This window comes from Paracoccus sp. R86501 (genome assembly GCF_042466435.1).
Taxonomy (GTDB): domain Bacteria; phylum Pseudomonadota; class Alphaproteobacteria; order Rhodobacterales; family Rhodobacteraceae; genus Paracoccus.
Genome location: NZ_JAXHPZ010000001.1, coordinates 1046988 through 1068511, shown reverse-complemented (window position 1 = coordinate 1068511; position 21524 = coordinate 1046988). Strand labels below are relative to the sequence as shown.

The window sequence follows — 21524 nt, the reverse complement described above, 5'->3', positions numbered from 1 at the left end:
GCCATGGATTTCCTGAATGCCCTCGTGGTTTTTCTGAATTTTGTTTTCATTCCGGCCGCCGCTTATGGCGCGCAGCTGGCATTGGGCGCGCTTGGCGTGACGCTGGTTTACGGCATTCTGCGCTTTTCCAACTTTGCCCATGGCGACACCATGGCGTTTGGCACAGCGGTCGTCATTCTGGTCACATGGGGTCTGCAGGCCATGGGCATTTCGCTTGGGCCGCTGCCGACTGCGCTGCTGGCGTTGCCCTTCGGGATTGCGGCGACGGCGGTATTGGTGCTGGCCACCGACCGCGCCGTTTATCGGTTCTATCGCATCAAGAAGGCCGCGCCGATCATTCTTGTCATGGCCTCGGTCGGGGTGATGTTCGTGATGAACGGGCTGACGCGCCTGCTGATCGGCGTCAGCGAATACCGCTTTGACGATGGCGAACGTTTCATCATCAATGTCCGCGATTTCCGTGAATGGAGCGGCTTGCCCGAAGGTCTGGCCCTGCGCAGCACGCAGGCGCTGACGCTGGTCGTGGCTGTCATCGTGGTCGCCGCGCTGTTCTGGTTCCTGAACCGCACCAAGTCGGGCAAGGCCATGCGCGCCTATTCCGACAACGAGGATCTGGCCCTGCTGTCGGGCATCGACCCCGAACGCGTCGTACGGCTGACATGGATCATCGCTGCCAGCCTGGCGACCATCGCAGGCACGCTTTACGGGTTGGACAAGTCCTTCAAGGCCTTCAACTATTTCCAGATCCTGCTGCCCATCTTTGCCGCTGCCATCGTGGGCGGTCTGGGCAGCCCGCTTGGCGCCATCGCAGGCGGTTTCCTAGTCGCGTTCTCCGAGGTCGCGGTCACCTATCCTTGGGTCAAGATCGTCGGCTATGTCGCCCCTTGGTATGAGCCAAGCGGCCTGATGCAGCTGCTGGGAACGGAATATAAATTCGCCGTCAGCTTCGTCATTCTGATCGTGGTCCTGCTGTTCCGCCCCACGGGGCTGTTCCGCGGCAAGTCGGTGTAAGGGGGGAACGGATATGTCCAACACTCGTCAATCCGCAGGTTACAGCGCGTGGCGCGCGCCCGTCCTGTTCGCCATCCTTGCCATCCTGTTCGTGCTGGAAGGCACCGTTCGAAACAGCATGTTCTCGGGCAGCTGGAACACCTCGCTGGCGATCCTGAACATGGGGCTGCTGTCGGCGATCACTGCCTTGGGCGTGAACATGCAATGGGGCTATGCCGGGCTGTTCAACGTCGGCGTCGTGGGCTTTCTGGCGCTTGGCGGTCTGGCCCCGGTGCTGGTCTCCCTGCCCCCCGTCGAAGGCGCATGGCAGGCTGGTGGCAGCCGTCTGCTGGCGGCTCTGGCCGTGGGTGTCGGCGTGCTGGCCATCGCCAAGCTGGTCTGGACACGAACCCGCAGCGGCCTGCTGATCGCGGCGGTTCTGCTGGCAGGCTTCTTCGCCTATCGCTATCTGTTCGACCCCGCGGTCATCGCGATCGAAGCGAACAACCCGTCGCGTCATGGCAACATCGGCGGGCTGGGGTTGCCGGTGATGCTGTCATGGCTAGTGGGCGGTCTGTTCGCGGCAGCTGCGGCCTGGGCCATCGGCAAGGTCGCCTTGGGCCTGCGCTCGGACTATCTGGCCATTGCCACGCTTGGCATCGGTGAAATCATCGTCGCCGTCATGAAGAACGAGGATTGGCTGGCGCGCGGGGTGAAGAACATCACCTCGATCCCACGCCCCGTCGCATACGAGGTCGATATGCAGAACAACCCCGATTTCGTCGGTTTCGCGCAAAGCTGGGGCTTCCAGGCGGCCGAGGCTTCGGGGATCTGGGTCAAGCTGTCCTATATGACGCTATTCCTTGTGGTGCTGCTGGTGCTGATCCTGCTGGCCGAACTGGCGCTGAAATCGCCTTGGGGCCGGATGATGCGCGCCATCCGCGACAATGAAACCGCAGCTGAGGCGATGGGCAAGGATGTCACCCGCCGCCACCTACAGGTCTTCATCCTGGGGTCGGCGGTGATCGGCATCGCGGGTGCGATGATGGTGACGCTGGACGGGCTGCTGACGCCCACCAGCTATAACCCGCTGCGCTATACCTTCCTGATCTGGGTGATGGTGATCGTCGGTGGGTCGGGCAACAACTGGGGTGCGGTTCTTGGCGCAGTGACCATCTGGTTCCTGTGGATCAAGGTCGAGGTCTGGGGCCCTGCGCTGATCGGCCTTCTGACCGCCGCCCTGCCCGATGGTCCGCTGAAACTGCACCTGCTGGACAGCGCGCCGCATATGCGGTTCATCGCGATGGGGCTGGTGCTGCTTTTGGTGTTAAGATTTGCGCCGCGGGGCCTGCTGCCCGAGAAATAAGGAAAGGGGCGCCACTGGCGCCCCGTTTCATATCAGCAATCGTTGCCCAGAACCGCACTGTACCACATGCGGCCGTCCGAACTGCGTGCCGATCCGGTCCCGATCTCATAGCTCAGCTGGCCCAGAACCTGTTCGCGGTTCGGGCCCGGCACCAGCCATGTCGCGACCGTCGCGGGTGCGCTGCTGCCCGTGCCGACCAGCTGGATGACGCCACAGGTCGGGTAATCGACCGCCCGCGCCCGGTTGACAACGTTTGATCCGTTCGACCCCGCCACATCTGCACGCCCCATGCGGGCCATGTCGCAGGCATGCGATGCCGCAATGCGGTTCAGCAGTTCGCTTTCCGTAAGAATGGTCTTGCCTTCGGCGGCACGGGCGGCGGTGATGCCTTCGCGCAACTGTCGGGCGGCCAAGGCATCACCATTGCATTGCAGGGCCAGTGCCTCTTCGGCGGGGGGCTGAGGCTGGTTCAGGGCCGGAAACCCCGATTGGCACCCGGCCAGGGCCACGACGGCGGATGCTGCAATAAGGGAAACCTTGAACATGACAAAACCTCGGTTGCTGACTTGATACATTTTGGCCCAACGCCAAGGGGTTGCGAGGGTTCCGCGCGACCACATGGCGCGAAGGTCTTGCAAGGACGGAAAAGCGCGCTTAAAGCGCAGTCATGACCCAGCACCAGCGCCTTTTGATCATCGACTTCGGCAGCCAGGTGACGCAGCTGATCGCGCGTCGCCTGCGTGAACTGAATGTCTATTGCGAAATCCACCCCTTCAACACGGTGACCGATGCGTCGCTGCGCGAGATGGCCCCGCAAGCGGTCATCCTGTCCGGCGGCCCGGCCAGCGTGACGCAGGACGACAGTCCCCGCGCACCCCAGGCGGTGTTCGAGATGGGCGTCCCCGTCTTCGGCGTCTGCTATGGCCAACAGGTCATGATGGAACAGCTGGGCGGCAGCGTCGAAGCCGGCCATCACGCCGAATATGGCCGCGCCTTCATCGCCCCCGCCCCCGGCCACAAGCAGGACGGCATCTTTGCGGGCCTGTTCGACACCGGCCGCGAAGAAGTCTGGATGAGCCATGGTGACCGCGTCACCAGCCTGGCCCCCGGCTTCGAGGTGATCGGCACCTCGCCCAACGCGCCCATGGCGATGATTGCGGATGAGACACGCCACTTCTATGCCGTGCAGTTCCACCCCGAGGTGCATCACACCCCGAACGGTCGCACGATGCTGGAGAACTTTGTCCGTCTGGCAGGGTTCACCGGCGACTGGACCATGGCGTCCTACAAGGACGAAGCGATCCGCAAGATCCGCGAACAGGTGGGCGACCGCAAGGTCATCTGCGGGTTGTCGGGCGGCGTCGATTCGTCGGTTGCTGCCGTCCTGATCCACGAAGCGATCGGCGACCAGCTGACCTGCGTCTTTGTCGATCACGGCCTGCTGCGGCTGAATGAAGGCGACGAAGTCGTCAAGATGTTCCGCGACAACTACAACATCCCGCTGATCGCCGCGGATGAAGCCGATCTGTTCCTTGGCAAGCTTGAAGGTGTCTCCGACCCCGAAACCAAGCGCAAGATCATCGGCGGCTTGTTCATCGACGTCTTCCAGAAATACGCGACCCAGATCGAGGGCGCGGATTTCCTGGCCCAAGGCACGCTGTACCCGGACGTCATCGAAAGCGTCAGCTTCAGCGGCGGTCCCTCGGTCACGATCAAGTCGCACCACAATGTCGGCGGTCTGCCCGAAAAGATGGGCCTGAAACTGGTCGAGCCTCTGCGCGAACTGTTCAAGGACGAAGTCCGCGAGCTGGGCCGCGAATTGGGCCTGCCCGAGAGCTTCATCGGTCGCCACCCCTTCCCCGGCCCCGGTCTGGCCATCCGCTGCCCCGGAGAGATCACCCGCGAAAAGCTGGCGATCCTGCAAAAGGCGGATGCGGTCTTCATCGACCAGATCCGCAAGCACGGTCTCTATGACGATATCTGGCAGGCCTTCGTGGCCATTCTGCCGGTGCGCACCGTGGGCGTGATGGGCGACGGACGGACCTATGATTTCGCCTGCGCCCTGCGTGCAGTGACCAGCGTCGACGGGATGACAGCGGATTACTATCCCTTCACCCATGAATTCCTGGGCGAGACCGCGACCCGCATCATCAACGAGGTCAAGGGCATCAACCGCTGCACCTATGACATCACGTCCAAGCCTCCGGGCACGATCGAATGGGAATGACGCGGCACCGCGTCGCATCGTAACTTGCAAGCGCGTGGGGAAACCTGCGCGCTTTCGCGTTTGGGGGAACCGATGCCGAACCTGATCCTGGGCGACCAACTGTCCCACGACCTGTCCGCCCTGCGCGCGGCTACCCCCGACGACATCATCGTCATGGCCGAGGTGATGGCCGAGGCCAGCTATGTCCGCCATCACCCCAAAAAGATCGCGCTGATTTTTGCCGCCATGCGCAAATTCGCCGCCGAACTGACCGAACAGGGCTGGCAGGTCGCCTATACGCGCTTGGATGACCCCGAAAACAGCCACAAGATCGACGGCGAATTGCTGCGCCGGGCTGCGGAACATGGGGCGCAGGACATCATCGCGACCGAGCCGGGCGAATGGCGGCTGATCCAGATCCTGTCGCAGATACCCCTGCCCGTGCGCCAGCTGCCCGACGACCGCTTCTTTGCGACGCACACCGAGTTTCAGGACTGGGCCCGCGACCGCAAGGAGCTGCGGATGGAGTGGTTCTATCGCCAGATGCGCCGCAAGACCGGCCTGCTGATGGAAGGCGACGAACCGGCAGGCGGCAAGTGGAATTATGACCACGACAACCGCAAGCCCGCCGCCCCCGACCTGTTCCGCCCCCATCCCCCGCGCTTTCCGCCCGACGCGATCACCCAGCAGGTGCTGGATCTGGTTCAGGACCGCTTTGGCGATAACTTCGGTGATCTGCTGCCCTTCGACTTTGCCACCGACCGCAAGGGCGCGTTGCAAGTGCTGGATCACTTCATCGAACATTCGCTGGACCTGTTCGGGCCTTATCAGGATGCGATGCTGTCGGATGATCCCTTCCTGCACCACTCGATCCTTTCGCCCTATATCAACACCGGCCTGCTGTCCCCGTCCGAGGTCTGTCAGGCCGCGGCTGACGCGCATCTGGCGGGAAAAGTGCGCCCGAATTCTGCCGAGGGGTTTATCCGTCAGATCCTTGGCTGGCGCGAATTCATGCGCGGCATCTATTTCCTTGAAGGCCCGGAATACACCAGCCGCAATGCGCTTGGGCACAACCGCGACCTGCCGCCGCTTTACTGGGGCGCGGAAACGCGGATGAACTGCCTGTCCCATGCCGTCGGTCAGACAAAGCGCCATGCCTATGCCCATCACATTCAACGCCTGATGATCACCGGCAATTTCGCCCTGCTGGCGGGGATCGACCCTGCGCAGGTCCATGAATGGTACCTCGAGGTCTATATCGACGCCTACGAATGGGTCGAGGCCCCGAACACCATCGGCATGAGCCAATTCGCCGATGGCGGACTGGTCGGGTCCAAGCCCTATGTCAGTTCCGGCAATTACATCAACAAGATGTCGGATTACTGCAAGACCTGCGCCTATTCGGTGACGGCCAAGACCGGCGACAAGGCCTGCCCCTTCAATCTGCTCTATTGGGATTTTCTGATCCGTCACCGCGACCGCCTGCATGACAACCCGCGGATCGGGCGTGCGTATGCAACCTGGGACCGCATGGCAAAGGACCGCCGCGACACCGTCCTCCAGGATGCCGCAGCGTTTCTGGGACGGATGGAAGCGAGCGAGACCGTCTGATCAGCTTGACGCCACCGCAATCGCCGGGGATAGCTGGGGCAAAAGGGGACCGACATGAGCTGCGCCTGCGGACATCACCATGCCACCACCACCGATGACAGCGGCACGCCCGCGCGACTTTCGGTCCCGATGGTGGCGCTGCACGGCAGCCTGACCTGCGCCGACATGGGCCAGATGATGACAGCCCTGTCGCTGCTGCCCGATCACGTCGATCTTAGCCGCACCGAGCCGGGATGCCTGCGCTTCGACATCACCCAATCCGAAGACCCGATGGTCTGGACCCTGTCCGAGGTCTTTGCCGATGCCGATGCCTTCGCCGCCCATCAGGCCCGCACTGCCGACAGCATATGGGGCCGTGACAGCCGCGATCTGGGCCGCGATTTCCACCGCCACGATCTGCACCCCCTGATCCGCGCCGAGGTTGCGGGCGATCACGCCGCATTGGATCGGCTGCTGACAGACGCTTTCGGATCACCCGCCGAGGCGCAACTGCTGCGCAAGCTGCGCGAAAACGGCGATCTGGAGATGTCGCTGGTGGCCCATGCCCAAGGCGTGCCCATCGGCCATGTCGCCCTGTCGCGCCTGTCTGCGGAACGTCCGGCATTGGCGCTGGCCCCCATGGCGGTGCATCCGGCTTTGCAGGGCCGCGGCCTCGGGACGGCATTGGTGCATATGGCGCTGCAGGCGGCTGGCGAGCGTCCGGTGGTGGTGCTGGGCGATCCCGCCTTCTATGCGCGCATGGGCTTCGCCCCCGCCGATCTGCAATCGCCCTATGCCGGGCCTGCGTTGCAGATCTTCGGTGATCTGCCCAAGGGCAGTAGGGTCATCCATGCCTCAGCCTTCAGCGATCTTTGACCGCCATCCCGCCGTCATCCTACGGGGGGATCTTGCGCCTGCCCCATGCAGGGTCCACATCTGTCGCAACAGACGGAAAAGGATATGACATGGCAGACCCGCAGGTTTTCGACGCAGCCGACGCCGCCAAGGCACGCACCGCCCCCGATCTTGGCACGCTTCCCGAATGGGATCTGACCGACCTCTATCCCGCGCCCGACAGCCCGCAGCTGAACGATGATCTGGCGCAGTTGGAGAATCTGGTCCAAGGCTTTGCCGCCGATTACCAAGGCAAGCTGGCCGATCTGAGCCCCGCCGAGATGCTGGAATGCATCGAGACCTATCAGCAGATCGACATCATCGCGGGCAAGCTGATGTCCTATATCGGGCTGCGCTATTACCAGAACACCACCGATCCGACGCGTGCGAAACAGATGGGCGACCTGCAGGCGCGCATCACCGACATGACGACGCCGCTGGTGTTCTTCAGCCTCGAATTCAACCGCATCCCCGAAGCCTCCTATCAGGCAATGTTCGACGCGCCCGACGGACCCGCTCGTTACCGCCCCGTCTTCGACCGCATGCGCGCCATGCGCCCGCACCAGTTGTCGGACGAATTGGAACAGTTCCTGCATGACAATTCCGTCGTGGGCGCCTCGGCCTGGAACCGGCTGTTCGATGAAACCACCGCGGCCCTGACCTTCGATGTCGATGGCGAGACGATGGGCATGGAAGCGACGCTGAACCTGCTGACCGACCACGACCGCGCACGGCGCGAGGCGGGCGCCAAGGCGCTGGCCAAGGTCTTTGGTGAAAACGTCGGCCTGTTCGCCCGCATCCACAACACGCTGGCCAAGGAAAAGGCCATCGAGGACAAGTGGCGCAAGATGCCCACCCCGCAATACGGTCGCCATCTGTCCAACCACGTCGAGCCCGAGGTCGTCGAGGCCCTGCGCAACGCCGTCACCGCCGCCTATCCGCGCCTGTCGCACCGCTATTACGCGCTGAAGGCCAAATGGCTGGGTCTGGACACGCTGCAAGTCTGGGACCGCAACGCGCCCTTGCCGACCGAAAACCCGCGCACCATCGACTGGCCCGAGGCCCGCAGCACCGTTCTTGACGCCTATGCCGGTTTCGACCCCAAACTGGCCGAACTGGCCGAGCCCTTCTTTGACCACGGCTGGATCGATGCCGCCGTGACGCCGGGCAAGGCGCCGGGTGCCTTCGCCCATCCGACCGTCAGCACCGCGCATCCCTATGTGCTGCTGAACTATCTGGGCAAACCACGCGACGTGATGACCTTGGCGCATGAACTGGGCCATGGCGTCCACCAGCGTCTGGCCGCGGGTCAGGGCGAATTGCTGTCATCGACGCCGCTGACGCTGGCCGAAACGGCGTCGGTCTTTGGCGAAATGCTGACCTTCCGCGCGCTTCTGGCCAAGACCACCGATCCGCAGCAGAAAAAGGCCCTGCTGGCTGGCAAGGTCGAAGATATGATCAACACGGTCGTCCGCCAGATCGCCTTCTATGATTTCGAATGCAAACTGCATGCCGCACGTGCCGAGGGCGAACTGACCCCCGACGACATCAACGCCCTGTGGATGTCCGTGCAGGCCGAAAGCCTTGGCCCGGTCTTCGAATTCATGCCGGGGTACGAAACCTTCTGGACCTATGTCCCGCATTTCGTGCATTCGCCCTTCTACGTCTATGCCTATGCCTTTGGCGACGGCTTGGTGAACGCGCTCTATGCAGCATACGAAGACGGCTTGCCCGACTTCCAGTCGAAGTATTTCGACATGCTGTCGGCAGGTGGGTCCAAACACCACAAGGAACTGCTGGCCCCCTTCGGGCTGGATGCCTCAGACCCGGCCTTCTGGGACAAGGGGCTGTCGATGATCGAAGGCTTCATCGACGAATTGGAAGCCTTGGAGGACTGAGGCCACGGCGGGGGCCGCATCGGTCCCCGCCGCGTCAACCATGTCCGACGCGCAAGCTTGCCCCCGCGCCCGTTTCCGGACAGGCTTGACCGGAACGACGTGGGGGGACTGGCGATGTGGAAGAAGCTTGCCTTGGGGGCCGCGCTGCTGGCCGGATGTGCGGTGGCGGCCTTCCTGATCTTCGCCCCGCCCTATGCCGAGCGTATGATGAACCCGGTGACCATGCCCGCTGAAGGCTGGCCCGTCTCGGATCAGGCGCGCGCCCTGCACCAGACCCTGACCATCGGCGATCTGCATGCCGACCCGCTGCTGTGGGACCGCGATCTGCTGAAACAGGTGGCACGCGGACATAGCGACGTGCCGCGGTTGCTGCAGGGCAATATGGCAGTGCAGGTCTTCACCACCGTCACCAAAAGCCCGCGCGGTCAGAATTACGACCACAACAGCGCCGAAGCCGGCGACAATATCACGCCCCTGTTCATCGGTCAGCTGCGCCCGCCCCGGTCGTGGTTTTCGCTGCGGGAACGGGCACTGGTGCAGGCAAGCGCGCTGACCGAGGCCGCTGACCATGACCCCGAACACCTGCGCATCATCCGCAGCCGTCAGGATCTGCAGCACCTGCTGCAGGACCGCGCCTCGGGTCAGCAGGTGCTGGGGGCGCTGCTGGGCTCGGAAGGCGGGCATCCGTTGGAGGGTGATCTGGCCAACCTGCAGATCCTTTATGACGTGGGCTTTCGCCTGATGGGGCTGACGCATTTCTTTGACAACGAATTGGGCGGCAGCCTGCACGGGCAGGACGCGGCCGGACTGACCGATTTCGGTCGGCAGGTCGTACAGCAGATGGTGGAACGCGGCATGGTGATCGACCTTGCCCATGCCTCGCCCGCGATGGTGCGCGATGTGCTGGCCATACCTGACACGCGGCCCATCATCTCGCACACGGGGATCGCGTCGCATTGCCCCAGCCCGCGCAACCTGCCCGATGAACTGGTGACCCAAGTGGCGCAATCAGGCGGGCTGATCGGCATCGGCTTCTGGTCGGACGTCGTCTGCGGCAAGACCCCCGCCGATGTCGCGGGTGCCATCGCCGCCGCGATCGCGGTCGCGGGCGAGGATCACGTCGCCCTTGGCTCCGATTGGGACGGATCAGTTGATTCCCCCTTTGATGCGGCGCATCTTGCGGCGCTGACCCAAGCGCTGATCGATCAGGGCCTGACCTCGGACCAGATCGCCAAGGTGATGGGCGGCAACATGATGGAATACCTGCGGCAGACCCTGCCCGAAACGGACGGATGAAGACATGAAACGAACCACCCTGCTGCATGCCGAACTGTCGGGACTGGTCGCGGCCATGGGCCACGGCGATCTGATCGTCATCGGCGATGCGGGCCTGCCCGTGCCGTCCGGCGTGCGGTGCATCGACCTGGCCCTGACGCGCGGCATTCCCGGCACCATGCAGGTACTTGACGCACTGCTGAGCGAGTTGACAGTCGAGCGGTCCTGCATCGCCGACGAAGCATCAGACACGCTGATCGCCGATTTCACCGAACGCCAGATCGGCGTGGTGACGCGCATGTCGCATGACGACTTCAAGCGCCAGACGGCAGGCGCGCGTGCCATCATCCGCAGTGGAGAATGCACGCCCTATGCAAACATCTGCCTGTGGTCCGGCGTCGCTTTCTGACGCGGAACCCAAGACGGTCACCGGCGTTGCAACTTCAGATGGTGATCAACAGGAGACCGACCCATGCAGAAGAAAATCCTCGGGCTTAGCGCCGTTCTGGCAATGATGGCGCTTTCGGCATGCGAAACCGTGCAGGGCGCGGGCCGCGACATTTCGACCGCAGGCGCCGTGGTCCAGCAAGAAAGCGCCGAGGCGCAGGCCGGCATGTAAGCCCAAGCCACCGGAATTGACGGCCCCCGCAGTTCGACTGTCGGGGGCCTTTTCATGGGCAATCCGGCCATCCGCCCGACGTGATTTGCATCACATGCATATCTGTGGAAGCATTCGGGCTGCGTCACCCAATTGTCCACAGTCGAGGAGACATCCGCATGCGAATGCTTGCAATCATGTTGATCGCCCTGCCGCTGCCCGCCTTTGCCTTCACCGCCCAAAACGGGATGGAGGTGCAGCAGCTGAACCAGACCGACATCGCCGTGCCATTTGAAAGCGGCCGCCTGACGACCGAATACTGGTGCGCCGCGGGCGATCTGGCCAACAAGCGGATGCAGCAACCGGTATCCGCCCGCATCTGGCGCGCAACGCCCAAACCCCGTGGCCGCGGCGAAGGCCTGACCTTCACCCTCGACCAGACCCGCAAGGCCGAAGGCGCGGGCCTGTCCGAATTCGGGTCGGGGGAACATGACGGAGCCATTTCGGTCGGACAGGCTGTAAGTGCCTATTGCGACCCGATCATTCCCGACATGCGGAACTGAGGCACAAATGACAAACAGGGCCCGCGATGGGGCCCTGTTCCAAACTGGATGTCGATGGCGTCAGCTGTCCATCTTAAGCGCCTGGATGAACGCGGTCTGAGGGATCTCGACCTTGCCGAACTGGCGCATCTTCTTCTTGCCGGCCTTCTGCTTTTCCAGCAGCTTCTTCTTACGCGTCGCGTCACCGCCATAGCATTTGGCCGTCACGTCCTTGCGCATTGCCGACAAGGTTTCCCGCGCGATCACGCGGCTGCCGATGGCGGCCTGGATCGGGATCTTGAACATGTGCCGCGGGATCAGCTCTTTCAGCTTCTCGACCATGGCGCGGCCACGGCTTTCGGCACGGTCACGGTGGACCATCATCGACAGCGCATCCACCGGTTCATCGTTCACAAGGATCGACATCTTGACCAGGAAATCCTCACGGTATTCGCTGATCTGATAGTCGAAGCTGGCGTAACCCTTGGTCACCGATTTCAGGCGGTCATAGAAGTCGAACACCACCTCGGCCAGCGGCAGGTCATAGACCGCCATGGCGCGGCTGCCTGCATAGGTCAGGTCCATCTGGATGCCGCGACGGTCCTGACACAGCTTCAGCACGTCGCCCAGATATTCGTCCGGCACCATGATGGTCGCCTTGATGCGCGGCTCGGTGATGTGGTCGATGATCGAGGGGTCCGGCATATCGGCGGGGTTGTGCAGGTCGATGACCTCACCGTCGCGCATATGCAGCTTGAAGACCACGCTCGGCGCTGTGGTGATCAGGTCCAGATCGTATTCGCGTTCCAGACGGTCGCGGATCACCTCGAGGTGCAGCAGCCCAAGGAAGCCGCAACGGAACCCGAACCCAAGGGCCGCCGAAGTTTCCATTTCATAGCTGAAGCTGGCGTCGTTCAGGGCCAGCTTTTCGATGGCGTCGCGCAGGGGTTCGAAGTCATTCGCATCGACGGGGAACAGCCCGCAGAAGACCACCGGCTGTGCAGGCTTGAAGCCCGGCAGCGCCTTGTCGGCGCCCTTCTTTTCGGTGGTGATCGTGTCGCCGACGCGGGTATCGCGCACCTGCTTGATGGATGCGGTGAAGACGCCGATCTCGCCCGGGCCAAGTTCCGCAATGTCCTTCATCGCAGGCGTCAGAACGGCCAGCTTGTCCAGACGATAGGTCGCGCCCGTCTGCATCATCTTGACCTGATCGCCCTTGCGGACCACCCCGTCCATGACGCGGATCATGACGACGACGCCTAGATAGCTGTCGTACCAGCTGTCCACCAGCATCGCCTTCAGCGGCGCATCGCGGTCGCCGGTCGGTGCGGGCAGACGGGTGACGATGGCTTCCAGAACGTCGGGAATGCCGACGCCGGTCTTGGCGCTGATCGACACGGCCTGACTGGCGTCGATGCCGATCACATCCTCGATCTGCGCTTTCACGCGCTCGGGCTCGGATGCGGGCAGGTCGATTTTGTTCAGGACGGGCACGATCTCGTGGTCGGCATCGATGGCCTGATAGACGTTGGCCAGCGTCTGCGCCTCGACGCCTTGGGTGGCATCGACGACCAGCAGCGAACCCTCGACCGCGCGCATGGACCGGCTGACTTCATAGGCGAAGTCAACATGGCCCGGCGTGTCGATCAGGTTCAACACATAGGTGTGCCCATCCTTGGCAGGATAGTTGATGCGCACCGTGTTCGCCTTGATGGTGATTCCACGCTCCCGCTCGATATCCATGCTGTCCAGCATCTGGGTCTTCATGTCGCGTTCGGCGACAGTCCCCGTAAGCTGGATCAGCCGGTCGGCCAAGGTGGATTTGCCGTGGTCGATATGAGCCACGATCGAGAAGTTGCGAATGAGGGACAATTCGGTCATGGCCGGGCTATACTGGGTTGCGAGGGCCACGAAAAGAGGATTTCGCAGCCATGGCCCGTTTGTTTTCAGCGACACCGCGGCAGGACGCACCCGATGTGGTTCGCGGGGGGCGTGTTCGGGGAACACGCAGCCGGCAAGGCCCCTCGATGGGGCCGCTGCCGGCTTGCCCGTTTCAGGTCAGCGGACCGTTGCCCGGACGCATCGCGCCTGCCACGGGCTTGCGACGAAGTCCCGCCTCGCGCCACATGGCATAACCGCCCGCCCCCGCGATCAGCGCAGCCCCCAGCAGCATCGGCAGGTCGGGCCGTTCGCCAAAGACCACCAGCGCCACGACCAGCGCGAATGCCAGCCGGGAATAGCGGAAGGGCGCCACGACCGATGCCTCGCCCATTCGCGACGCCGCCACCAGCGCGGTATAACCCAGCACCCCGAATACCAGCGTCCCCAGCAGGAACGCGGCCTGCACCGGATCGGGCATCACCGCCGGCTCGCCACCCAGCGCAGCTAGAACCAGTCCCGCAGGCACCATCGCCCCGTAGGCCGATGCCGACAGCTGGTCCGAGGGTACGCCCTTGGGGATCCGGCGCGTTGCCAGATCGCGCAGCGTCAGCCCGATCACCCCCATCACCGCCAACAGCATTGATGGATGGAACGCCGCCGTTCCCGGCCTCAGGATCAGCAGCACCCCGACAAAGCCCACCGCAACCGAGGACCAGCGCCGCCAGCCCACCTGTTCACCCAGAAACAGCGCCGCCCCCAACACCAGCGTCAGCGGCAGCACCTGCAGAATGGCCGAGGTCGTCGCCAGTTCGCCCAGCGCCAGTGCCATGACGAAACCGAAGGCGCCGATGATTTCCCCCAGATTGCGCAAGGCCACCATCGGATGCAGCAGGTCCCGCGTCCACATCGCCTGCCCCTGCATCGCCAGTTTGGCCCAGAAGACACCCAGCGCCGCCAGCCCGGTGATCGCCAGCAATTCCCAGACGGGCATCGCGGCGGTCAGTGTCTTGATGAAGGCATCCTCCAGCGCGAACATCGCCATTGCCGCGCTCATGAACAGCGATGCGCGACCATTGTCGGAAAGACGGCTGAAGGCGCTCATGCCGATGCCTCGATTTCGGCAACCAGACCCGGCAGCCCGCCGATGGTCGGCAGTTCGCGCAGCCGGGGATGGTCGGGCGTTTCGGCATGTTCGGCGATCCATGTCAGCCCATGGGGGATATGCACACCCCAACCGCCGATCTGCAGCACCGGGATCACGTCGCTCTTCATCGAATTGCCGGCCATCAGAAAGCGATCAGGGGCGATGCCGTGACTGTTCATCACCCGGGAATAGGCTTCGGGCGTCTTGTCCACCAGGATCTCGACCGCCTCGAACATCTCGGCCAGCCCCGATGCGGCCACCTTGCGTTCCTGATCCATCAGGTCCCCCTTGGTGATCAGGATCAACCGTCGTCCCTGCAACGCCTCCAGCGCCTTGGCGACATCGGGCAGCGCATGGACAGGATGGGCCAGCATATCCTGCCCCATCTCAAGGATACGCCCGATGGTCCGCCCATCGACGTTCCCATCCGTCAGCTCGACCGCAGTCTGCACCATCGACAGGGTGAACCCCTTGATGCCATAGCCATAGCGGACAAGGTTCGCCCGCTCGACGTCGTACAGGCGGGATGCGATGGTCTCGGCCTCTCCGTGATCGGCCAACAGGGCGGTGAATTCGGCCTCGGTCACGCGAAAGAAGGTCTCGTTCTCCCACAGGGTGTCATCCGCATCCAGTCCGATGGCTTCGATCATCCCACAGCTCCTGCATTCGCGACCATATCTGCACGGAATGCAGGTCTTGCGCGTGTCACGCAACCCCCGGCGCAGATCGCAATGACCGCAACGTGATTGAGAAGTGCCCCCCTTTTTGGTATCAATGGGAACCGTCAGGGCAAGAAAGACCGGAACCAACCGGCATCCCCGACATCCGAGGACGAGAATCGAGGAGACAGCCCATGCTGAACCGTCTGGTGATCGCGGCAGCCACCATTATGCTGACCACCCCTCTGGCCATGGCCGGACCCATCGACAATGCCTGCGTGCGATCCGATCGCGCCCGTGGCAATGCCCCCCTGTGCGGTTGCATCCAGCAGGTTGCCAATCAGACCCTGTCACGGTCGGACCAGCGCAAGGCCGCAGCTTTCTTCCGCGATCCGCATCGTGCGCAGGAAATCCGCACCTCCAAACGCGATTCGGACAATTCCTTCTGGCGCCGCTATCGCAACTTTGCAGGTCAGGCCGAACGCCTCTGCCGCTGATCCATGCGCATCACCATTCTGACCGGCGCGGGGATATCCGCCGAAAGCGGCCTGGCAACCTTCCGCGCGTCCGACGGGCTGTGGGAAAACCACAGCATCATGGATGTCGCCACCCCCGAAGGCTTCACCAAGGACCCCGCGCTGGTTCACGCCTTCTACAACATGCGCCGCAAGGCCGCGCTCGAGGCCCAGCCGAACGCCGCGCATCTGTCGCTGCTGCGGCTGGCCACGCATCACGACCTGACACTTGTGACGCAGAACGTCGATGATCTGCACGAACGCGCAGGCAGCCGCGATGTCATCCACATGCATGGCGCATTGAACCGCGCGTGCTGTGCCGCCTGTGGGCACAACTGGCCTGCCCCCATGGTCATGCACCCCAAGGACTCCTGCCCGGCCTGTGGCAAGCCCTCCCCGCGTCCTGACATCGTCTGGTTCGGGGAAATGCCCCTGCATATGGAACGCATCTGGGACGTGCTGGAAAACAGTGACCTCTTCGTGGCCATCGGCACATCGGGCAACGTCTATCCCGCGGCAGGATTTGCCCAGCACGCGGGGCGCAACGGCGCGAAATGCCTTGAACTGAACCTCGAGGCCAGCGTCAACGCCGATGATTTCGACCAACAGATCCTTGGGCCTGCCAGTATGACCGTCCCCGGGTGGGTCGATGACATCTGTCATGCCTAGAACCCGATAAATCTTGCGTAACGGGGGCGTGATGGGCTAGGGCCATCCTGCCTCGGTTCCGGGTTCGCCCGGTGAAAAGGGAACGCAGTGAAAGTCTGCGGCTGCCCCCGCAACTGTCAGCGGTCAGCAAGGTCGGATATGCCACTGTCCCCGATGGGGGTGGGAAGGCCCGGTCAAGCGACGACCCGCCCAGCCAGGAGACCTGCCGAGCGCGATCACCCAAAGCATATGCGGGGCGCATATGTGAAACGGATCTTCCGTCGAGGTGGTATTCGCCGTTGGGGTCCCTTGGGGCCGCAGCTGACCATACCCGCCCGGCCGCGACAGGTCCGGGCATCCCGAAGGATGCAGAACGTGCCCTTGCTGTCCCGCCTTTGCCTTGCCACCGCCCTGACCGCCCCCTGCATTGCCGCCGCGCAGGAAGCACCCGTCATGCTGCCCCCCATCATCATGTCGGCCAATCAGACAGCGACCCAGCCGGGCCGCACGGGCGCCGACGTCCAGATCATCACCCGCGAGGATCTGCAGCGCGACGGGACTACGCGTCTGGTGGATTACCTTGCGACGCTTCCGGGGGTGTCGGTCACCTCGAACGGCGGGTTCGGCACGCAATCGACGCTGCGCCTGCGCGGTCTGCCGACGCAATACGTCAAGGTGCTGGTGGACGGCATCGATGTCAGCGACCCCTCGGCCCCGCAGATCCGCTTTGACGCGGGCGCCATGCTGACCGGCGACATCGCCCGGATCGAGGTGCTGAAGGGCCCCCAGAGCGCGCTCTACGGCTCCGAGGCGATCGGTGGGGTGGTCTCCATCACCACGCTGGACGCCAACCGTCAGGGTCTGCACCAGCAGGCGGGCGTGGAATACGGCAGCAACAACAGCACGCGCCTGTCCTATGGCGTGCAGGCCGCCAACGACACCCAGCGCGCCGCCCTGACGGTGCAGCATTACGAAACCGACGGTTTTTCGGTCGCCGATGAGAACGACGGCAATACCGAAGACGACGGCGCCCGCGCCACCCGCGTTACCCTCTCGGCCAGTCAGGACCTGACGCCCGATTTGACGGTGGGCGTTGCGGGCTTCTGGCAGAAGACCCGCGTCGACACCGATGGCGACTTCCCGGTGCTGGTCAACAATGCCGACCGCAGCGCGGGCATCATGCGCGGGGCGCGGGTCTTTGCCGATTACACCATGGGCGTAACCGAACACGCGTTTTCGGTGCAGCGAAGCGAAACCTCGCGGCAGGAAACCTTCGGGGGCTTCACCTATCCCTATGAGGGTGAGCGGACCGAATACGCCTATGACGGGTCCACGCTTGTCGGTCAGGACGTGACCCTTGCGTGGGGTGCCAGCCACAGTGACGAACGCTTTCAGGGCGATGCCACCGACGCACGCTATCTGACGAATTCACTCTATGCCGAGGCGCAATGGGCCGCCACGCCTGATCTCGATATCGCCCTGTCGGCGCGTCACGACCACAATTCGCAATTCGGCGGCAAGGAGACCGGGCGTCTGGCCATCGCTTGGCGCGCGACCGACACCATCACCCTGCGTGGCCAGCACGGCAGCGGCTATCGCGCGCCCTCCCCCTATGAGCTTTATGCCACATGGGGCGGCAATCCCGACCTGACCCCTGAAACCGCCATCGGCACCGAGATCGGTCTGGACTATGCCCCCACCGCCGACGTCAGCTTCGGCGTGACGCTGTTCCGTGCGAAGATCACCGATCTGATCGACTATTCGCTGGACGACTTCGGCTATGAACAGATCACCGGCGACAGCCGCACCCAGGGGATCGAACTGACCGGCGAAATCGCCATCACCGACCGCATCCGCCTGTCTGGCAACCTGACTTATACCGACACGCGCGACCCGAACGGCGATCCGCTGAACCGCGTGCCCGAACGCAGCGCGACCTTGCGGGTCGAGGGCGATCTAAACGCCTCCACCCGCGCCAGCCTTCAGGCAACCTATCAGGACGGGCTGCTGGATGACGGGACGGAAATGCCGTCCTTCACCGTGCTGAACGCCCAGATCGAGCGTGACCTGACCCCCACCACCACCGGCTATCTGCGGGTCGAGAACCTGCTGGACCGCGAATACCAGGTGCTTGAGGGCTATGGCACATCCGACCGGGCGATCTTTGCGGGGCTGCGTGCCTCTTTCTAGGCTGGCACTGATGCTGGCGCTGGTGGCGACACCGGCGCTGGCGGCCCCTGCGCGGGTTGTTTCCATGAACCTTTGCACGGATCAGCTGGCGCTGATGCTGGCGGCACCGGGGCAGCTGATCTCGGTCGGCAGCTATGCGCAGGACCCCGACCTGTCGCCCATGGCAGATGCCGCCAAGGCGCTGCCCGCCAACCATGGCCGCGCCGAGGAAATCTATCTGATGGCCCCCGATCTGGTGCTGACCGGACAGTTCTCGGCCGGGCCCGCCGTACAGATGCTGCAGGACCTTGGCATCCCGGTGCAGATCCTGCCGCCCGCCGACACCATCCCACAGATCCGCGACCAGATCATCCGCATAGGCGATCTGCTGGGACGGCAGGATGCGGCCCGCGATCTGCTGGCGCGCTTTGACGCGGGGTTGGCGCGGATCCCGCAGCGGACCAAGGGGCGGGCGATGTTCTATGACGCGAACGGCTTCACCGCCGGGGGGCAGACGCTGTCCCACACCATCCTGACGCAGGCGGGTTGGCGGAACATCTCCGCCGATCTGGGCATCACCGGCCCGGGCGCGCTGCCCTTGGAACAGATGGTCATGGCCACCCCCGATCTGATCGTCACCGGCGCCCGCTGGCCCGGCCAGTCGCGGGCCGAGGCGATCCTGGATCACCCCGCGCTGCGCCATGCTGCCAAGGTACCCTCCGTCACCACCGACAACACATGGATCTGCGGCACGCCCTTCATCCTGTCCGCCATCGAGAGCCTGCCATGACGCCCCTCTTCCGCCTGCTGGTCGCGCTGGTGCTGGCGCTGTTCGTCGCATCGCTGCTGATTGGACCTGCGGGGGTGGGCGTGCTGGCCAGCCTCAAGGCGCTGATCCTTGGGGGTGAGGGCCCCCTGCCCATCGTCATGCGGCAGATCCGCCTGCCGCGTGCGCTGCTTGGGGTGGCCGTCGGCGCGGGGCTGGGGCTGACCGGCGCCGCGATGCAGGGCTATCTGCGCAACCCCCTGGCCGAGCCGGGGCTGATCGGCGTGTCGGGCATGGCGGCGCTTGGGGCGGTGATCGCCATCCAGACGGGGGCTTCGCTGGCCTTCGCGCTGGCGCTGCCTGCTGCGGCGCTGACGGGGGCGGCCATCGGCATCGGCCTGCTGGTGGCTTTGGCGGGCCCACGCGGAGGATCGGTGACGCTGATCCTGGCGGGGGTGGCGATTTCTGCCATGGCAGGTGCGGGGACGGCGCTGGTGCTGAACCTCTCGCCCAACCCTTATGCCGCGAATGAGATCATCTTCTGGCTGATGGGATCGCTGGCCGACCGGTCGCTGGTCCATGTCGCGCTGGCTATGCCACCGATGGCATTGGGGGCAGCGCTGATCGCCACCACGGCCCGTGGGCTTGATGCCCTGACCCTAGGCGAGGCTGCGGCGCAGGCCCTCGGCATCGACGCCACCACCCTGCGCTGGCGGCTGATCGCCGGGGTGGCGCTGATCGTCGGCCCCGCGACGGCGGTTGCGGGGGCCATCGGATTTGTCGGGCTGGTGGTGCCGCACCTGCTGCGCCCTTGGGTCGGGGCACGCCCGTCGCGGCTGCTGCCCGCCTCGGCGCTCGGGGGGGCGGCGCTTTTGCTGGCAGCCGACATCGCGGTGCGGGTCATCACCCCCGAACGCGACCTGAAGCTGGGGGTGCTGACCGCCATCGTCGGCGCGCCGCTGTTCCTGCATTTGATCTGGAAAACCCGCAGCGGGGGGCGCATCTGATGCTGAGGCTTGAAGACCTGTCGGTGATCCGGCGCAACCGCCCGGTGCTGCAAGGCATCGACCTGACCGTTGGCCCATCCGAATTCATCGGCCTGATCGGTCCTAACGGCGCGGGCAAATCAACCCTGATGGAGGCCGCCCTTGGCCTGATCCCCGCCACGGGGCAGTCATCGCTGGCGCAGATGGCCGCGGCCCCCCGTGCCCGACATGCCGCCTATCTGCCGCAGGCCAAGGAAATCGCATGGCCGGTCAGCGTCCGTGATCTGGTTTCGCTTGGTCGCCTTGCATGGCCCGGTGGCGGGGGCACATCCGCCGACCGGCAGGCCATCGACCGCGCCATCACCCGCATGGGACTGGAGGCATTCGCCCACCGTACCGCGCAGCGCCTGTCCGGGGGCGAGCAGGCCCGCGCCCTGATCGCCCGCGCACTGGCGCAGGACACGCCGCTGTTGTTGGCGGATGAACCGATCGCCGGGCTGGACCCGGCGCAACAACTGGCCACCATGCGGCTGTTTGCGGCTTTGGCAAGCGAAGGGCGGGGCGTCATCGCCTCGATCCATGATCTGGGGCTGGCAGCGCGGTTCTGCACACGGCTGGTCCTGCTGGCCGAGGGGCGCATCATCGCCGACGGCACCCCCGATCAGGTGCTGCAGGACGACCTGATGACCCGTGCCTTCGGGATCACCCTGCGCCGTGTCCAGACCCCCGACGGGTTGGCGATTCTGCCGGTCTAGACCTCCAGCCGCGCCAGGATCTCATCGGTCAGGGCGGCGATCTCGGCACGGGCGGGGCCTGATCGGGCAGTCTCGATGGCACCAAGGCCCTGACCAAGCGTCTCGGCATAGGCGACACGGTTGGCGATCTGGACTTCGGCCACGCTTGCGCCCAGTTCCTTTGCCTTTTCAGCGACTTCGGCGGACAACCTTGTGTTGGGACGGGCGCGGTTCAAGACGACCAGCACGTCGGCTTTTTCACGCCGCGCAAGGTCCAGAACCCCCTCGGTCGCCCACAGGTCGACATGGCTGGTCGCAACAGGCACCAGCACCAGATCCGCCGCCTTGAGCGATGGCCGCAGGTCGCTGTCGATCTTGGGGGGCGTGTCGATGATGACGAAATCGAAGCGCTTCTTCAGCTTCTCGCTCTCATAGCTGGCACCCCATGCGGATGACGTCGAGAAATCCATCGCCTCATCCTCGCCCTGCGCCTGCATGCGTTCCATGAACCACCGGCCCATGCTGCCCTGCGGGTCGGTATCGACCAAGGCCACCGAATGTCCCCGGCCGTGCAGCGATACCGCCAGGTTCACCGCCAACGTGGTCTTGCCCGACCCGCCCTTCTGCTGGGCCACGGTGATGATGCGTCCTGCCATACGCCGT

21 protein-coding genes and 1 riboswitch are annotated in these 21524 nt (G+C 64.3%); of the genes, 16 read left to right on the top strand and 5 right to left on the bottom strand.

Going from position 1 to position 21524, the window contains the following annotated elements; translation table 11 throughout:
* Positions 1–3 precede the first annotated feature (3 nt).
* Both SJY40_RS05235 and SJY40_RS05230 read left to right on the top strand, forming a co-directional pair.
* Positions 4–1011 carry a branched-chain amino acid ABC transporter permease gene (locus SJY40_RS05235; protein WP_378943520.1) on the top strand — a complete coding sequence of 336 codons (1008 nt, stop codon included), beginning with the start codon at positions 4–6 and terminating at the stop codon, positions 1009–1011.
* A 13-nt stretch (positions 1012–1024) separates the two neighbouring features.
* On the top strand, positions 1025–2356 hold the full coding sequence (locus SJY40_RS05230) for a branched-chain amino acid ABC transporter permease (protein ID WP_378943518.1): 1332 nt from the start codon (positions 1025–1027) through the stop codon (positions 2354–2356).
* A 32-nt stretch (positions 2357–2388) separates the two neighbouring features.
* Here the strand turns inward: SJY40_RS05230 and SJY40_RS05225 are convergent, their stop codons facing one another.
* A complete protein-coding gene (locus tag SJY40_RS05225) occupies positions 2389–2901 on the bottom strand; it encodes a CAP domain-containing protein (RefSeq protein WP_378943516.1) in 513 nt (170 codons plus the stop codon).
* A 122-nt stretch (positions 2902–3023) separates the two neighbouring features.
* Here SJY40_RS05225 and guaA point away from each other — a divergent pair, with 122 nt between their 5' ends.
* From guaA to SJY40_RS05185, 8 genes are all read left to right on the top strand, one after another.
* Entirely contained in the window at positions 3024–4583 is a 1560-nt protein-coding gene (gene guaA, locus SJY40_RS05220) for a glutamine-hydrolyzing GMP synthase (RefSeq protein WP_378943514.1), read from the top strand.
* Between the two features lie 72 nt (positions 4584–4655).
* On the top strand, positions 4656–6173 hold the full coding sequence (locus tag SJY40_RS05215; RefSeq protein WP_378943512.1) for a cryptochrome/photolyase family protein: 1518 nt from the start codon (positions 4656–4658) through the stop codon (positions 6171–6173).
* 54 nt (positions 6174–6227) lie between these two features.
* Positions 6228–7028, top strand: a complete 801-nt coding sequence (locus tag SJY40_RS05210; protein WP_378943510.1) for a GNAT family N-acetyltransferase — start codon at positions 6228–6230, stop codon at positions 7026–7028.
* Positions 7029–7117: 89 nt separating this feature from the next.
* Positions 7118–8944 carry a M3 family oligoendopeptidase gene (locus tag SJY40_RS05205; protein ID WP_378943508.1) on the top strand — a complete coding sequence of 609 codons (1827 nt, stop codon included), beginning with the start codon at positions 7118–7120 and terminating at the stop codon, positions 8942–8944.
* Between the two features lie 114 nt (positions 8945–9058).
* Positions 9059–10240: a dipeptidase gene (locus tag SJY40_RS05200; RefSeq protein ID WP_378943506.1), complete on the top strand. Its 1182-nt coding sequence runs from the start codon at positions 9059–9061 to the stop codon at positions 10238–10240.
* 4 nt (positions 10241–10244) lie between these two features.
* Positions 10245–10628, top strand: a complete 384-nt coding sequence (gene rbsD / locus SJY40_RS05195) for a D-ribose pyranase (RefSeq protein WP_378943504.1) — start codon at positions 10245–10247, stop codon at positions 10626–10628.
* A gap of 63 nt (positions 10629–10691) precedes the next feature.
* Positions 10692–10838 (top strand): entericidin A/B family lipoprotein, encoded by a 147-nt coding sequence (locus SJY40_RS05190; protein WP_108501537.1) that lies wholly within the window; start codon positions 10692–10694, stop codon positions 10836–10838.
* Positions 10839–10996: 158 nt separating this feature from the next.
* The gene (locus SJY40_RS05185) at positions 10997–11380 is read left to right on the top strand and encodes a hypothetical protein (protein ID WP_378943502.1); all 384 of its coding nucleotides are present in this window, start codon (positions 10997–10999) and stop codon (positions 11378–11380) included.
* A 60-nt stretch (positions 11381–11440) separates the two neighbouring features.
* Here SJY40_RS05185 and lepA read toward each other — a convergent pair whose 3' ends face one another.
* From lepA to SJY40_RS05170, 3 genes are all read right to left on the bottom strand, one after another.
* Positions 11441–13240 carry a translation elongation factor 4 gene (lepA, locus tag SJY40_RS05180; RefSeq protein ID WP_378943500.1) on the bottom strand — a complete coding sequence of 600 codons (1800 nt, stop codon included), beginning with the start codon at positions 13238–13240 and terminating at the stop codon, positions 11441–11443.
* Positions 13241–13412: 172 nt separating this feature from the next.
* Positions 13413–14342 carry a DMT family transporter gene (locus SJY40_RS05175; protein WP_378943498.1) on the bottom strand — a complete coding sequence of 310 codons (930 nt, stop codon included), beginning with the start codon at positions 14340–14342 and terminating at the stop codon, positions 13413–13415.
* The gene (locus SJY40_RS05170; protein WP_378943496.1) at positions 14339–15034 is read right to left on the bottom strand and encodes an HAD family hydrolase; all 696 of its coding nucleotides are present in this window, start codon (positions 15032–15034) and stop codon (positions 14339–14341) included. The genes SJY40_RS05175 and SJY40_RS05170 overlap by 4 nt, the downstream gene beginning before the upstream one ends.
* 203 nt (positions 15035–15237) lie before the next feature.
* Between SJY40_RS05170 and SJY40_RS05165 the strand changes: the two genes are divergently transcribed.
* The 6 genes from SJY40_RS05165 to SJY40_RS05140 all read left to right on the top strand — a co-directional run bounded on the left by SJY40_RS05165 (position 15238) and on the right by SJY40_RS05140 (position 20882).
* Positions 15238–15540 carry a hypothetical protein gene (locus SJY40_RS05165; RefSeq protein WP_378943494.1) on the top strand — a complete coding sequence of 101 codons (303 nt, stop codon included), beginning with the start codon at positions 15238–15240 and terminating at the stop codon, positions 15538–15540.
* A gap of 3 nt (positions 15541–15543) precedes the next feature.
* A complete protein-coding gene (locus tag SJY40_RS05160; RefSeq protein ID WP_378943492.1) occupies positions 15544–16227 on the top strand; it encodes an NAD-dependent deacylase in 684 nt (227 codons plus the stop codon).
* Between the two features lie 36 nt (positions 16228–16263).
* Positions 16264–16452: riboswitch (cobalamin riboswitch) on the top strand.
* 129 nt (positions 16453–16581) lie between these two features.
* On the top strand, positions 16582–18396 hold the full coding sequence (locus tag SJY40_RS05155; RefSeq protein WP_378943490.1) for a TonB-dependent receptor plug domain-containing protein: 1815 nt from the start codon (positions 16582–16584) through the stop codon (positions 18394–18396).
* A complete protein-coding gene (locus SJY40_RS05150) occupies positions 18383–19165 on the top strand; it encodes an ABC transporter substrate-binding protein (protein WP_378943488.1) in 783 nt (260 codons plus the stop codon). Before SJY40_RS05155 ends, SJY40_RS05150 begins: the two co-directional genes overlap by 14 nt.
* Positions 19162–20148, top strand: coding sequence for a FecCD family ABC transporter permease (locus SJY40_RS05145; protein ID WP_378943486.1), 987 nt, complete (start codon positions 19162–19164; stop codon positions 20146–20148). The genes SJY40_RS05150 and SJY40_RS05145 overlap by 4 nt, the downstream gene beginning before the upstream one ends.
* Positions 20148–20882, top strand: a complete 735-nt coding sequence (locus SJY40_RS05140) for an ABC transporter ATP-binding protein (protein WP_378943484.1) — start codon at positions 20148–20150, stop codon at positions 20880–20882. Before SJY40_RS05145 ends, SJY40_RS05140 begins: the two co-directional genes overlap by 1 nt.
* Here the strand turns inward: SJY40_RS05140 and parA are convergent.
* Complete coding sequence (gene parA, locus SJY40_RS05135; protein WP_378943482.1) at positions 20879–21517, bottom strand: ParA family partition ATPase; 639 nt, start codon at positions 21515–21517, stop codon at positions 20879–20881. The two genes, SJY40_RS05140 and parA, sit on opposite strands and share 4 nt — an antisense overlap.
* Between the last annotated feature and the right edge of the window lie 7 nt (positions 21518–21524).

What these genes read in the sequence shown, in the direction of transcription:
- SJY40_RS05210 (WP_378943510.1), top strand. Translation starts at nt 6,228, where the DNA reads ATGAGCTGCGCCTGCGGACATCACCATGCCACCACCACCGATGACAGC.
- SJY40_RS05160 (WP_378943492.1), top strand. Translation starts at nt 15,544, where the DNA reads ATGCGCATCACCATTCTGACCGGCGCGGGGATATCCGCCGAAAGCGGC.
- SJY40_RS05145 (WP_378943486.1), top strand. Translation starts at nt 19,162, where the DNA reads ATGACGCCCCTCTTCCGCCTGCTGGTCGCGCTGGTGCTGGCGCTGTTC.
- SJY40_RS05215 (WP_378943512.1), top strand. Translation starts at nt 4,656, where the DNA reads ATGCCGAACCTGATCCTGGGCGACCAACTGTCCCACGACCTGTCCGCC.
- SJY40_RS05175 (WP_378943498.1), bottom strand. Translation starts at nt 14,342, where the DNA reads ATGAGCGCCTTCAGCCGTCTTTCCGACAATGGTCGCGCATCGCTGTTC.
- SJY40_RS05140 (WP_378943484.1), top strand. Translation starts at nt 20,148, where the DNA reads ATGCTGAGGCTTGAAGACCTGTCGGTGATCCGGCGCAACCGCCCGGTG.
- SJY40_RS05205 (WP_378943508.1), top strand. Translation starts at nt 7,118, where the DNA reads ATGGCAGACCCGCAGGTTTTCGACGCAGCCGACGCCGCCAAGGCACGC.
- SJY40_RS05170 (WP_378943496.1), bottom strand. Translation starts at nt 15,034, where the DNA reads ATGATCGAAGCCATCGGACTGGATGCGGATGACACCCTGTGGGAGAAC.
- SJY40_RS05190 (WP_108501537.1), top strand. Translation starts at nt 10,692, where the DNA reads ATGCAGAAGAAAATCCTCGGGCTTAGCGCCGTTCTGGCAATGATGGCG.
- guaA (WP_378943514.1), top strand. Translation starts at nt 3,024, where the DNA reads ATGACCCAGCACCAGCGCCTTTTGATCATCGACTTCGGCAGCCAGGTG.
- SJY40_RS05235 (WP_378943520.1), top strand. Translation starts at nt 4, where the DNA reads ATGGATTTCCTGAATGCCCTCGTGGTTTTTCTGAATTTTGTTTTCATT.
- SJY40_RS05200 (WP_378943506.1), top strand. Translation starts at nt 9,059, where the DNA reads ATGTGGAAGAAGCTTGCCTTGGGGGCCGCGCTGCTGGCCGGATGTGCG.
- parA (WP_378943482.1), bottom strand. Translation starts at nt 21,517, where the DNA reads ATGGCAGGACGCATCATCACCGTGGCCCAGCAGAAGGGCGGGTCGGGC.
- lepA (WP_378943500.1), bottom strand. Translation starts at nt 13,240, where the DNA reads ATGACCGAATTGTCCCTCATTCGCAACTTCTCGATCGTGGCTCATATC.
- SJY40_RS05230 (WP_378943518.1), top strand. Translation starts at nt 1,025, where the DNA reads ATGTCCAACACTCGTCAATCCGCAGGTTACAGCGCGTGGCGCGCGCCC.
- SJY40_RS05185 (WP_378943502.1), top strand. Translation starts at nt 10,997, where the DNA reads ATGCGAATGCTTGCAATCATGTTGATCGCCCTGCCGCTGCCCGCCTTT.
- rbsD (WP_378943504.1), top strand. Translation starts at nt 10,245, where the DNA reads ATGAAACGAACCACCCTGCTGCATGCCGAACTGTCGGGACTGGTCGCG.
- SJY40_RS05165 (WP_378943494.1), top strand. Translation starts at nt 15,238, where the DNA reads ATGCTGAACCGTCTGGTGATCGCGGCAGCCACCATTATGCTGACCACC.
- SJY40_RS05225 (WP_378943516.1), bottom strand. Translation starts at nt 2,901, where the DNA reads ATGTTCAAGGTTTCCCTTATTGCAGCATCCGCCGTCGTGGCCCTGGCC.